Annotated in this window: 13 protein-coding genes; all 13 read right to left on the bottom strand. The window is 58.1% G+C overall.

All coding sequences use genetic code 11. From position 1 onward, the window contains the following. Positions 1 to 167 precede the first annotated feature (167 nt). Complete coding sequence (locus ASG35_RS12495) at positions 168 to 569, bottom strand: hypothetical protein (protein WP_056357515.1); 402 nt, start codon at positions 567 to 569, stop codon at positions 168 to 170. Positions 570 to 713: 144 nt separating this feature from the next. Then, a complete protein-coding gene (locus ASG35_RS12490; protein WP_056357077.1) occupies positions 714 to 1589 on the bottom strand; it encodes a lipid A biosynthesis lauroyl acyltransferase in 876 nt (291 codons plus the stop codon). A gap of 1038 nt (positions 1590 to 2627) precedes the next feature. Beyond that, complete coding sequence (locus ASG35_RS12480; protein ID WP_056357074.1) at positions 2628 to 2966, bottom strand: hypothetical protein; 339 nt, start codon at positions 2964 to 2966, stop codon at positions 2628 to 2630. A gap of 159 nt (positions 2967 to 3125) precedes the next feature. Then, on the bottom strand, positions 3126 to 3920 hold the full coding sequence (locus tag ASG35_RS12475; RefSeq protein ID WP_056357072.1) for a hypothetical protein: 795 nt from the start codon (positions 3918 to 3920) through the stop codon (positions 3126 to 3128). Between the two features lie 72 nt (positions 3921 to 3992). Continuing rightward, positions 3993 to 4538, bottom strand: a complete 546-nt coding sequence (locus ASG35_RS12470; RefSeq protein WP_056357069.1) for a putative glycolipid-binding domain-containing protein — start codon at positions 4536 to 4538, stop codon at positions 3993 to 3995. A 51-nt stretch (positions 4539 to 4589) separates the two neighbouring features. Then, positions 4590 to 6152, bottom strand: coding sequence for a methyl-accepting chemotaxis protein (locus ASG35_RS12465; RefSeq protein WP_056357066.1), 1563 nt, complete (start codon positions 6150 to 6152; stop codon positions 4590 to 4592). Positions 6153 to 6374: 222 nt separating this feature from the next. Next, the gene (locus ASG35_RS12460; RefSeq protein WP_056357063.1) at positions 6375 to 7139 is read right to left on the bottom strand and encodes an SDR family NAD(P)-dependent oxidoreductase; all 765 of its coding nucleotides are present in this window, start codon (positions 7137 to 7139) and stop codon (positions 6375 to 6377) included. Positions 7140 to 7150: 11 nt separating this feature from the next. Further along, on the bottom strand, positions 7151 to 7816 hold the full coding sequence (locus tag ASG35_RS12455) for an ANTAR domain-containing response regulator (protein ID WP_056357059.1): 666 nt from the start codon (positions 7814 to 7816) through the stop codon (positions 7151 to 7153). A 1-nt stretch (position 7817) separates the two neighbouring features. Next, positions 7818 to 8972 carry a transporter substrate-binding domain-containing protein gene (locus ASG35_RS12450; RefSeq protein ID WP_056357056.1) on the bottom strand — a complete coding sequence of 385 codons (1155 nt, stop codon included), beginning with the start codon at positions 8970 to 8972 and terminating at the stop codon, positions 7818 to 7820. A 44-nt stretch (positions 8973 to 9016) separates the two neighbouring features. After that, positions 9017 to 10003, bottom strand: a complete 987-nt coding sequence (locus tag ASG35_RS12445) for an acetamidase/formamidase family protein (RefSeq protein WP_056357055.1) — start codon at positions 10001 to 10003, stop codon at positions 9017 to 9019. Positions 10004 to 10015: 12 nt separating this feature from the next. After that, positions 10016 to 10723 (bottom strand): ABC transporter ATP-binding protein, encoded by a 708-nt coding sequence (locus ASG35_RS12440; protein WP_056357054.1) that lies wholly within the window; start codon positions 10721 to 10723, stop codon positions 10016 to 10018. Further along, a complete protein-coding gene (locus ASG35_RS12435) occupies positions 10720 to 11433 on the bottom strand; it encodes an ABC transporter ATP-binding protein (protein WP_056357051.1) in 714 nt (237 codons plus the stop codon). The genes ASG35_RS12440 and ASG35_RS12435 overlap by 4 nt, the downstream gene beginning before the upstream one ends. After that, a complete protein-coding gene (locus tag ASG35_RS12430; protein ID WP_056357049.1) occupies positions 11430 to 12497 on the bottom strand; it encodes an ABC transporter permease subunit in 1068 nt (355 codons plus the stop codon). The genes ASG35_RS12435 and ASG35_RS12430 overlap by 4 nt, the downstream gene beginning before the upstream one ends. Positions 12498 to 12504 lie beyond the last annotated feature (7 nt).

The following is a 12504-nucleotide window of genomic DNA, read 5'->3' as shown; positions in this document are numbered from 1 at the left end:
TGCTTGCGCCATGATTTTACGGCTTTGTCCGGAGTGTTCGGTGCAAGAACGGTGGACACGACGCTTCTCGATGGATTTTGTTCAGCGCACTCATTGAATATCGGCGGCGAATCCTGAAACTTTAGAGAGCACATAATTTTTGTGTGCTCGGCTGAGCTTCGCACGAGTTATCGGAAGATCCGGCTCCATACTGTTCGAACGCGACGCGCGCGGTCTTCGAAAAGATATGAGGCAGCCAGCGCGAGCAGGCCTGAGATTGCGCCCGTCACGATGTGCTCGAGGTAGGGATTGCGGTAGTGACTCGCATGCGAGTAGACGTCGCCTATTGCGGTCAGGATGCCGACGAGCAGCGCGTTGCCGTATCGATTCGAATAGAGCTTAGCCGCAGGCGTGAAAGTCAGAAGTACAGCCAGCAGTCCGGTGAGCAAACCCGTATGGAATGCGATGGTCCAGTGGCCGAGGCTCATGATATTGCCCCAACTGCCTGGCATGCAGGTCATGCATGCGCTGGTCGGCTGCCAGAACCGCTGGATAAACAGCCGGAAGCGGCGCTTCCACTCAACTGACATGACGTATTCCAATAAATCTGCACACCGCGACGCCAGACGCGTCATGCCGAAATATTACACCGCCGATTGGCTTACCCTTTCAGACGCGCGGATTTCGGCCCTCGTTTGTTGGCGAGCAATTCTAATCTGGAACATAAAGATGCATCAATACACGCCAGGCGTTCCGGCAGGACGATTCTTGAAGCGACGATGCACCCAGTAATATTGCTCCGGGAATCGAAGGATCTGGGCCTCGAGAAAGGCGTTCATCCTGCATGCGTCGGTTGTATCGTTGCCCGATGGAAAGTCGGCCAACGGCTCGAAAATCGTCAGCTTGTAGCCCTTGAAGTCCGGCAGCACTTCCGTGACGAACGGCACCACTCGCGCACCGGCCACCTTGGCCAAGCGCGATACCGAAGTGAGCGTGCATGCGGGTATGCCGAAAAAAGGAACGAAGACCGAGTTGGCCGCGCCGTGATCGAGATCGGCTGCAAGCATTACCGGCGTTCCAGCGCGCAGCAAACCCAGGATTTTCCTTGCGCTCGCACCGCGTTCGACCATTTCTGCGCCGAACCGGCCTCGCTGCTTGCGTGCGAGTTCGCATAAACGCACATTCGACATCCGCGAATACAAGGCAGCAACTGGCTGGCGCGTCGAGTAGAGCAGACAGCCAACCTCTAGTCCGACGAAATGGAAGTCCATGAAAATGGTAGGCGGTGCGTCGGCATCGTCCAGATCGATACTGCTTTCGATCGTGACACGCTTAGTAAGTGACTGCACACTTCCGTACCATTGAATGCCGCGCTCGAAATAACTTCGAATGACTTGTCGAAAATGTTCGCGGCCAAGCGTATTGCGTTCGTTTTCGCTCTTTAACGGAAAACACAAACGCAGATTCACCAGAACGATATGTTTTCGCCGGCTTGGAATCAGGAAAAGAGCACCGCCGAGCCCACTGCCAAAGCGGGCGACCCACGAATAAGGAAGCACGGACAGCACACGCAGCAGCCCGACGATTACGGCAAACCAAAGTATTTTCAAAACGATATCCCTGCGTGACGAGCGCCTACCAATCTCACGACACTTGCTAATAAACGCCGCGCACCAGAGGTTTTCAAACGGACTTCTTCGACATCCGGTCAATACAGCTAAACCGGGTCGACGGTTCACTAAGCTAACACGTCTTGAAGGCGCTTGAATAAACGCGGGAATATCGGGGAATATTCCGGCGTAAAGCCGCTAGCGATACGCGTTCGGCAGGCCTTCGAAAAAAGGTTTGGAACGGCTTGGGGAATGGCGCTAGTGCCTTAGACAAAACTCATCGCGCAATGGCTAATGAGTCGACTTAAGCGCTCTTAAGCTTAGCGAACTTTCGCTTCATGGTCTTTCGATGTGCCTGACGTTTTTTCTTCTTCGGCTAACGAGCGCACCGCACCCAATAGCGATCAATATTGCCGCTAGCAGGCCGCCGCTCATGCCGGTCATACTCCGGGATTCGCTTGCACTGGATGCGGCGGACACGGCGGGCGCAGAGGCTTGACTCGCGACAGGCTGCGGCAACGCAACGCCCGCGGCGCTGCCTTTCTGCACGACAAACGCATCCGATGTTGCTGTTGTCTCGGACGCAAGAGCAGGAATAGCATCCGGGTTGGGTCCCACGGGCGCCGCGTCGGTCGTCGATGCAAAATCAGAAGCAATGGCGGCACTAGGTGATGCAACAGCAGACTTGGCAATCGCGTTCCACTGTGCAAATACTGTGTCGATGCAGCGGACGTCATTACAGGCATTGCGTGACTGTCGCCACTGAGACAACTGGCTGGGCGAGAGTTTCCCGGCGCTTAGGAGAGACTGTTGCTGCGCGACGATATCGTCGTATTCATTGTTCAGGATTGCGTGATCGCAAATGACGCGCTCGGCCGGCTGTCGCGTGCTTGCACATGAAATGTCGCTCGCTCGCGCTTCCACCGAGCTCAGCGCAGCGAGTGCGAGCGCCAACGTCCAATGCCGCTTCAGATGCACCGATTCTCCTGAGTTTTTTGCGTTATGAATCCGCGCTTCTCGCATCTTTTGCGACGCTGATCAGTCTGTAGAGAACACGATGGCCGCTGTTACGCCGACCGTTGTGAAGCTACGTACGAACCGGTAATCCTGGTCGCCAATCGCCATGTGATTTGCTCCAGACCGTGTCAACTCGAGCATCTCATTTGCCAGCGACGAATTTATGCTGGCTATTTGCTTCAGGTCTTCGCGCGGACCGGAAGGGTCACCCAGATACACCAGACAAACGCCGCCCGCGTCCCGCAGCATCACAATGCTTGCGGCTTTATCCAGCGATAGCTCAAGATATTCAGCAAGTGTTTGCAACGAGTTCGGGACCAGCCCCGATTGTCCATCGACCAGTTCAGTGTTGTTAGTCACTTCGCTTCCCTCCTCGCAACAAGACCGGAAACCGTCACGCTTTATCCGGTTCGATTTGACGGCACGAAGCCACTATACAGCCGCGCGGGCGCGATCAGGCGGATTACGCGTGCTGGCATTGCGCGATTTCTGATCCAAACCCATGACGAAGCGTTAAGGTCAATCCGCAGCGCCGCTGCTCGAGTTAGCAACTTTGAAGCGTCGCGTAGACGCGAGCTGTTTGACGGCCCATTGAACGAACATTGCTACTAACACTGCTTCTGCAAACGCCACGATTGGGCGCTGGTTGGGGAGTGTGAACGAAAGCAGCAAACAAAAGGCAGCGAACGAGAACCTGCCAAGGACCATGCCGCGAAGCAAGGATATGACAAAAACAGGCCCATGTGCACGGTGAGACGAGACAGACAAGACGATCCCAAGCAGCGGGAAAACCGCGAGCAAACCGCTCCATGTAGCTCCGACCCATCCAGACAAAGACGTGACCAAAACGGTTAGCACCGCGCCCGCAACCATCCGGCCGATAAGATCGGAACGAGAAAGCGGCGCACCAGCCGCGACCGTCTCGCTGCGCGGCAGGAAAGCTTGGCCAAAACACACCGCAACGAGAGCAACGGTCGCGGCGCATAAAGGTGAAGTTGGCAACAACGACAGGCCGCACGCGGATATGAACCACGCAACAAGGCCGGCAACGAGTGCGACCTGCCAGGACCACGAGCGGCAGGTCCATGCGTATGCAAAATTGAATGCCTCTGACGCGAGGATCGCGGAGAGTGAAAGCGTAGCGGCACGCGCGCCGAAGAGAGGACCATGCGCGAGCACTAAAAGATAAAGAATTGGCCCTGCGACTACAGGCAAACCCGCCAGCCAGCCCGCAATCGATGGTCCCCACCATTTGCCTGACATGGAAACGACCAGCAAGAACAGCGGGACCAGCGTCAGTTTGAGCGTAAGCATGCGCGATTCAGGCGGACCTTAAAACGGAATTCTACCCCTGTCCAAACACTGAGATTCCTGATCGCCAAGCCTCTATCTCAGTCGTTCGAACAGACCCGGGTAATCGATGACCACTCCGTCGCTATCCACGCTAAGCTCCGCCGAGAAATCGTCGTCGGCGTTTTCATACTTGTATCGAACACCTGGTTCGATGCAGGTATAGATCTGGTTCGCGCGAACCACCTGCAAATCAGGTACTGAAATCCACGCAACGGAGATTCGCTCTCGCATTCCTTCATGCCATGTCAATCGACGGATCGGCAAGGTATTCGTGAAAGGCGTCGCGACTATATCGACGTCGAGGCATCCTTCAATTTCCGGAATGTCGTTCGACTCTTCATCTGTCCAATGGCCTTCGCCGTCCCCGTGAATAACCAACGTGGCGCCGCCGAGGACTTTTATCGATAGAAAACGTGTACGCCAGCTTTCGTCACACCGGAGCGTGTATTGCATGGCGTAGGGGAGATCATCGCTCTCCCCGGTCAGCACACTTTCCACGGAATGCCCGTCCGGTCGGTCCTGAAGCACGAGATGCTCGATACCCAATCCGGAAAGCATCTTCCATCGCACATGACGCATACGGTTCTCCCTGGAGTTTGCGAGTGAACCGGCTGCCGCGCGCGGCTCATCTCAAACGCTGCTCGCTTCCAGCTTAAACACCGCGACGGTCGACTTCAAGTGCGCCGCCTGATCCGCCATTGCGCCCGCTGCCGCAGCGGCCTGTTCGACCAGCGCCGCGTTTTGCTGCGTGACCCGGTCCATTTGCGCGACCGCCAGATTGACCTGTTCAATACCCGTGCTCTGCTCGTTCGATGCAGCCGAAATTTCGGTCATCATGCTCGTCACACGCTCAACCGCGTGCATGACCTGGGCCATCGTCTCGCCCGCTTGCTCGGCGATCAGCGCGCCGCTCGTGACACGCGCGGTCGAATTGTCGATGAGCTCCTTGATCTCTTTCGCCGACAAAGCGCTGCGTTGCGCCAGCGAACGGACTTCGCCCGCGACCACGGCGAAACCGCGCCCTTCCTCGCCCGCGCGCGCCGCTTCGACTGCCGCATTGAGCGCGAGAATGTTGGTCTGGAACGCAATGCCTTCGATCACTGCAATGATGTCCATCATGCGCTTCGAACCCGCGGCGAGATCGCGCATGGTTTCGACCACTCCGTCGACCAGTTCGCCCCCTTTCGCCGATACCTCCGATGCACTGCGCGCAAGCCCGCTTGCCTGCTGCGCGTTTTCGGCATTCTGACGCACGGTCGAAGTCAGCTCTTCCATGCTCGACGCTGTTTCCTGCAACGACGCCGCCTGTTCTTCCGTGCGCTGCGAGAGGTCTGTATTTCCCTGTGCGATTTCCCGCGACGCATGCAGGATCGACTCGCTCGATGTCCGGATTCCGCCGACTATATCGGCGAGCCTGCCGCTCATGTTTGCAAGACTATGAAGCATGCTGTCGCTGTCGCCGGGGCGAACGCAGACGCCGCCGGCGAGGTTGCCCGCCGCGATGCGATTGGCCACCTCGACAGCGTAAGCGGGCTCGCCGCCGAGCTGCGCCGCAAGGCGCCGTGCGATCACGACCGCCAATGCGCCGCCCGTCGCTATCGAGCCAACGACCAGCGCGATCATGACCCAGCGCATCGTTTCGTATTCGTTCGCGGCACGATGTTGCGCGTCGACTGCAAGTGCGCGTTTTTGATCGCCGAGACGCATCATCGAATCGCGCAGCTTTTCGCTCGCGCCGATCGCTTGGCGCACGAGTTCCGCTTGATCCATGCCGGCGGGCATCGGTCGGGCTCCCACTTCAATTTGCACGATCGATTCCCACTCGGCGGCACGCGCGGCGATTTCATCGAAAAGCGTTTGTCCGTCCTGCTTGGCGATGGTGGTGCGCGCCTGATCGACCGCCCGATGCATGTTCGCGAGCGATTCGCGGATGCCTTCCTTCAGCTTTTCCCGGCCGGCGTTGTCCGCGAAGCTCAGGTTGGCTGCGGCAAGGTCGGTGTTCAGCTTATTGCGCGTGGCTTCGCCGAGGTAGTAGATGCCATCGAGATGTTGCGCGCCGATCTCGGCTGCGATGCCGTGCATCTTGGCAAGCGCCCCGATTCCCGTGGCGCCCAGACATGCGCCGAACATGATCAAACACGCGAACGACAGCAGCAGCTTGTGCAATACAGACAGCCGGTCAAATCGATTCATTTAAGCATCCTTCACGCAAATCTCCGCCGATGGATTCGACGAACGTGCCCGCTTAACGACCCGCGGTCAGGATTTCTTCAAAACGAATCCCCGGTATATGAAACCGGGCATGAAACGGGTTTGGGATAGGAAAACGGGGGACGTATCAGCGCGGGTAGTAGATGGCAACGAAGCCAGGGTTGTCGTTCGTCGCGCCACGTGTAATTTGACGAAGCTCCCGGCTTATAGCTGAACGCCGCGAGTCAGCGCGCCATCGACCACGAGATTCGTGCCGCTGACAAAACTCGCAACGGGGCTCGCAATGAACGCAACCGCATTTGCGATCTCCTGAGGCGTTGCCATGCGCTTGGTCGGATTCAATGCGAGCGCTTCCGCGTAAAGCGTCGGATTATTGGTCTCGATCCAGTCCCATACGCCGCCCTTGAAGTACACGTTGCCGGGAGATACCGTGTTCGCGCGAATCCCCTTCGGCGCAAGCTGATAAGCAAGCCCTTGCACGTAATGAACCAGCGCAGCCTTGAACGTGCCGTATGGCCCCGCAGCGAAGTCCACTTCGCGTCCCGACACGCTGGAGATCGCAACAATCGATCCGGCTTTGCTCGCTTCCAGATATGGCATGGCGGCATCGACGAGATTGACGGTTCCGAGCATGTCCGTTTCGAACTGCTTGCGCCACGACTCCAGGTCGTTCGAAATGGAAAGCGCACTCACGTTCGCAACGACGATATCGAGGCCGCCCCATTGCTTCGCGATGTCTTCCACCCATTGTTTCAGCGCAGCGCCATCAGCCACGTCGACGCCCGCGCCCAACGCTTCGGTCCCGCTCAACGCGCTTAACGATGCCGCCGTCTGCCCGGCCGCATGCGTGTCGCGCGAGCAGATCGCTACGGCCGCACCTTCCTTCGCTAATGTTTGCGCAATCGCGAGGCCAATGCCCTTCGTTCCGCCCGTGACAATCGCCTTCAATCCCTTCAGCTGCAAGTCCATGTGAGAGTCCTTTAAAGGTCCGGCTGGGAATGTGTATCGTCGGCACAGGGCTTGGGCACCGCGCGCTTTACCTTGAGGAGTTCGCCTGCCTGGATGATCGAATGACACATGTCGTCGACGCTGACGCGCTTCGCCATTGCCTGGCCGCGCAAGATTTCGTAGGCCTCGGCTTCCGATATCTGATGCATTGCCATGAGGATGGATTTGGCCTCGTTGAGATGGCGTGCTCCATTCACCTTCTGCTCCAGACTCGCGATGCGTTCCGTCATCTGCCGGTTCTGCCGGGCGTTCTGCATTGCAAACACAACGGTTGCCAGCAAGCCGGAAGCGCGGATCGGCGTTGTGATGATCGCGTTCGATCCCATCTTCAATGCCTGGTCGATAAACGTGGGATTCTCGTAGGAGATGATCGATATCACCGGCGGGCCGTCAGGGCCGAGCCATGCATCGCGAGGCGCCTGTTCTTCCGGAATCAACGCGCGGAAAACCAGATCGACCTTGTCGGGCAACACTTCAAGAGGCGGCCAGAACGCGGCGACCTGAAAACCCATGCGTTTCAGGTGATTGGTGAGCGTCGCGCCGTCGTTGTCGTCCGGATGAAAGACGACAACGGACAGCCCCCGGTTCAATACCGAACCGGTCAGACTGCGTTGTCGACCCTCGCGTTGTGGCGTCACGTCAGTGCTCCCGCGTGCTGAGCTTCGTCACCCAGTCGCCCAGACTCTGCGACGCCATGTAAGGATCCGGCGCGACCGCATGCGCCGACTCACGCAGGATGGAAAACTGCCCGTCGCTTCCCGCGCGGCCAATCCGCGGATACAACGCCATGTGGTGATTGACGCGATCGATATGCACGCGCCCTTGCGGCGCCGCGAATTCCGCTCCCAGCAAATGCGGCATGATCGTGCCGATATCGTCCGAGCCTGCCTTGTTGAAAGCGTTCGCATACATGTGCATCTGGTAGTACGCGGCTTCCCAGTTCATGTCGGTTGGATGCTGACGTCCAAATCGTTCCACGTGACGCGCGAGGGCCGTGCGGTTCTCCGGCGTGCCGATGCTCTGAAAATACGGCGCAGCGGTGATATGCCCGGTTGCGACGCCACGCTCCATCAACGATATTTCGGTTTCCGAAGTATTCAGGCTTCCAATGGGCATGCGCGCCGGATCGAGACCCGCGTGCGCGAACGCCTGATAGAGATACGGCACGGTGCGGCCTATCACCGTGCAGAAAATGAAGTCGGGCCGTTTCTTTTGTATGTCCGCGACGACATCGGCGAAATGCTCGAACGGTGCGTTGAGATCCAGATACCGCTCGCCAAGGATCGCGCCGTCGGGATGTTGCAGCAACAGCTCCTGCATGGTCCGGTTGCACTCGTACGGGTACACGTAGCGCGAGCCCACCATGTAACAGCGCGCGCCGTAAGTGGACGTCATAAATTCCGCAAGCTGCAAGCCATTTTGATTTGGCGACGCACCGCTATAGATGATGTTCTCGGAAAACTCAAAACCTTCGTATTGCTGCGAATAAACCAGCAGACGATTATGTTTTTCTACAACAGGCAACATCGCCTTGCGGCTCGACGACGTGTATCCGCCGAAGATCACATTCACGCCGTCGTCGAGAATGAGCTTTTCCGCGAGCGCTCGAAAGCGTGTGGAATCCGAGCCCGGATCGTAATGCACGACCGACAGTTCCCGCCCCGCCACGCCGCCGAGCTGATTGATCTCCTCGACAGCCAGGATTGAACCCCGCCATTGAGACATCTCCAGCGGCGCAGTCGCGCCGGTCGTGGAGCACAGCAGCCCGATCTTGACAGGTTCGGATAGAGACATGGAGCGCTTTTCAGGTCATGCATTCGTGGGACGGCATTGGCGCGTCACTTCAGATAATGCTTCGCGATCATGGCGCCGACCGTATATTTTGGATCGACAAAATTGCCGAGGCGAACCTTGCCGCATTGACTGAGCATCATATACGCGTCCCATTTGTCGAATCCGTATTCAGCCGCCATCCACAGCACCAGTTCGCGATACGCAATCCGCGTTGCATCTTCCAGCGGCCTCGCGCTGCCAATGCTCATCAGCGCGTCTTCGTTCTCCAGACGCGGCCACGCAATGGCCCAGTTCTTGATCAGGTCCACGCGAATGGTGGTCGTGCTCGCGTATTCAACCGCCGTTCCGCAAACCTCGCCGTCGCCCTGGCACGCGTGAGCGTCGCCAATGAACAAGCGTGCGCCCGGTGAACGAACCGGCAAATAAGTGATGCTGCCCGGACCCATGTCGGGCACATCCATATTGCCGCCATGCGAATCCGGCGTCAGTGAATTGATGGAGTCGATTTCCGGCGAAAGACTCAACGTGCCGATATGCGGTTTGTACGGCAACGTATTGCGCCGGCTCCAGTAGACGTTGTCCTCGTCGATCTTGATCTTGCGGACAATCTCGGGAAGCGGTTCGTTGAGCAAGGCCGTATAGTCCGTCCCTGTCAGCGCGCCGAAGTTCGGGATCATGCAACAAAAACCGTGCGGATCGTCGCCACGCGGCGCCATCTTTTCGATGTACACCGCAATCACATCGCCCTTCTCCGCACCTTCGATCATGATCGGCCCGTTCTGTGGATTCAGGAACGGCATCTTCAGGATCTGCGACGGCTTGTCGGTCTCGGAGGTGATCTTCCCCTCGAACGCATCGCGTGTTTCGACCACGACGGTGTCGCCCGGTTGAACGTGCAGGACCGGCGTGGAATACGGACCAATGGTGTAGTGAAACGTGTCCTGCAACGCTTCAGTCAGTTGATGGGTCGTGCCTTCCCGATTCGCGCCCACGCCGCGTTGCATCATGATCGAGTCGTTAAGCCATTGCATGCCGGGTCCTTTCTAAAGTGCCAGATACTGGCGAATCAGTTCTTCGTCGGCGAGTTGCGCGCGGTTCAGGGAGCTCACAATCCTCCCCTTGTCCATCACGCAGCAGCGCGCGGCGACGCTTTCAACCATACCCATGTTCTGTTCCACCAACAACACGCCGATACCCGTTTCATCAGCGATCCGAATTAATGTCTCGCCAATCAGATCCACGATGGACGGCTGGATTCCTTCTGACGGTTCATCGAGCAACAGGATCTTTGGCGAGCCGATTAACGCACGCGCAATGGCGAGTTGCTGCTGTTCGCCGCCGCTCAACGTACCCGCCTTTTGTTGAAAACGTGCACCGAGCACGGGAAAATAACCCACGACCTTGTCGAGCATTTCCGTCAGGCGCGCGCGATTCGACTGGGCACCCACTTGCAGGTTTTCACGCACTGTCAACGCCGGAAACACCTCGCGGCCCTGCGGCACGTAACCCACGCCATGCCGTGCCCGCGAATAGGGCCGCGTGTCGCCAATTTCCTCGCCGTTCAGCGCAATGCTGCCGGCCATCAACGGAACGAGGCCAATCAACGCGCGCATCAACGTGGTCTTGCCAACGCCGTTTCGTCCGATCAAAGCGACGATCTCGCCGCGCTCGACGGTCATGGATACACCGTTCAGGACCTTGCCGCCCGCATAGCCACATTCAACGCCGGAGATTTCGAGCAGAGTCGTCATTTCTTCTTGCCCAGATAAATTTCGGCAACGTCGTCGCGCGCGAGGATTTCTTCGAGCGGGCCATCGGCGAAAAGACGGCCGGCGTGCAACACCGTCACGCGCGTCGCCACTTGCCGCACGAACGTCATGTCATGCTCGACCACCATGATGGTCAGTCCACGCTCGCGCAAGCCCATGATCAGCTCGCCCGTTGCGTGCGTTTCTTCGGCGGACATGCCGGCGACGGGTTCATCGAGGAAAAGAAGTTTTGGCTTGAGCGACACAGCCATTGCAATCTCGAGCCACTGTTTTTTACCGTGAGACAGGTTGCCTGCAAGTACGTGCTCTTCCTCGTCCAGCAGGAACTGATGTAGCAGTTGCTCGAGCGACTCGGCGCTATCGTCTTTCACGCGATGCAAACCGAGCTGCAAATGCTGGCGCACGGTGAGCTCCGGAAAAATGCCCGGAATCTGAAACTTGATGCTCATCCCCATGCGGATTCGTTCGTGCGGCAGCACATGATTCAGATCGCGGCCGAGAAACGAAACAGAACCGGCACTCGGCCGATGCTCGCCCGTAATGAGCTTGAAAAAGGTGCTTTTCCCCGCACCGTTCGGTCCGATCACGCATCGGATCTCGCCTTCACCGATTGCAAAGTCGATGCCATTGATCACGTGCGCGCCGCCAAAATGCTTCGCGAGCGCACGGGTCTCGAGTAAGGTCGTGCTCACGGTTCGCTCCTCGTGCGGGTTTTGAACGAGCGCGGTGAATGCGCCTTGCGTGAAGTGCCGCGCCGCACAAGTTTCGATACCAAAGGCAGCAATCCTTCGGGCGCCACAAGCACCACGAACAGCAGAATGGCGCCCATCAGGATCAGCGCGTACTGGCTTCCATAAATGGCGAGCCATTGCGAGAGCCACACTAGCAGCGCTGTGCCGATGATCGCCCCGCCTATGCTCCGGCGTCCTGCGGTCGCGACCCAGATGATCGGCATGGCGGCGGACGTCAGCCCCATTGCAGAAGGCGTGATGTACGATCCCCAGATGGTATAGAGCGCGCCCGAGAGGCCGCCGAGTGCGCAGCCGAACACGAAGATCAGGAGTTGATGCCGGCGGATATCCACGCCAAGCATTTCGGCGCGCTGCGGATTTTCGCGGATGGCGACGAGCGTCAGCCCGAAGGGCGAATCAAGCAGGCGCCGGGTGATCGCATAGACAAGCGCGAGCAGCACGACGACCAGATAATAGAACCGTGTATTTTCCAGCGTGACTTCACCGCCGATCCAGGGAATCGATAACGGCGGCATGCCGGACATGCCGTTGTAACCGTTGAGCCGCGCCTCACCAATGGCCCATTGCGGTCCCGCAGTTTGCGCCATGAACGTTTCCAGCACGAGCGTCACAGAAAGCGTCACGATCCCTATAAACACGCCCTTGATCTTGCCGTAGAAGATCATGTACCCGAGGAGCGCTGCTACGGCCACGCTCACTGCAAGTCCGATCAGCAGTCCGCTCCAGGACGATACCCAGCCATCGCCGAGATTGATGGTCACGATTCCGTACGTGTAGCCGGACAATCCGAAGAACGCAGTTTGACCAAACGAGAGAATGCCGCCCTGGCCCCACATTGCGGCAAGCCCGATTGCCGAAAACGACCAGACGAGACAATAGGCAAAGTTGCCGCTCGCGGTGCTATCGACCACCAGCGGCAAACATAGAGCAAGCAGCCACGGCACGAGCCGGATTGCTATTGGAACGAAACGTCGCGCGGGCAGATTGGAAGTTGATTGATTCATCGGCGAT

The organism is Burkholderia sp. Leaf177 (genome assembly GCF_001424345.1).
Lineage (GTDB): Bacteria > Pseudomonadota > Gammaproteobacteria > Burkholderiales > Burkholderiaceae > Caballeronia.
Note: the sequence above shows the minus strand (reverse complement) of the source record. Positions and strands in the feature narration are given on the sequence as shown.

Excerpts from the sequence above, each read along its gene's own strand:
- ASG35_RS12445 (WP_056357055.1), bottom strand. The coding sequence starts at position 10,003 with ATGCAATGGCTTAACGACTCGATCATGATGCAACGCGGCGTGGGCGCG.
- ASG35_RS12475 (WP_056357072.1), bottom strand. The coding sequence starts at position 3,920 with ATGCTTACGCTCAAACTGACGCTGGTCCCGCTGTTCTTGCTGGTCGTT.
- ASG35_RS12430 (WP_056357049.1), bottom strand. The coding sequence starts at position 12,497 with ATGAATCAATCAACTTCCAATCTGCCCGCGCGACGTTTCGTTCCAATA.
- ASG35_RS12450 (WP_056357056.1), bottom strand. The coding sequence starts at position 8,972 with ATGTCTCTATCCGAACCTGTCAAGATCGGGCTGCTGTGCTCCACGACC.
- ASG35_RS12465 (WP_056357066.1), bottom strand. The coding sequence starts at position 6,152 with ATGAATCGATTTGACCGGCTGTCTGTATTGCACAAGCTGCTGCTGTCG.
- ASG35_RS12460 (WP_056357063.1), bottom strand. The coding sequence starts at position 7,139 with ATGGACTTGCAGCTGAAGGGATTGAAGGCGATTGTCACGGGCGGAACG.
- ASG35_RS12470 (WP_056357069.1), bottom strand. The coding sequence starts at position 4,538 with ATGCGTCATGTGCGATGGAAGATGCTTTCCGGATTGGGTATCGAGCAT.
- ASG35_RS12440 (WP_056357054.1), bottom strand. The coding sequence starts at position 10,723 with ATGACGACTCTGCTCGAAATCTCCGGCGTTGAATGTGGCTATGCGGGC.
- ASG35_RS12495 (WP_056357515.1), bottom strand. The coding sequence starts at position 569 with ATGTCAGTTGAGTGGAAGCGCCGCTTCCGGCTGTTTATCCAGCGGTTC.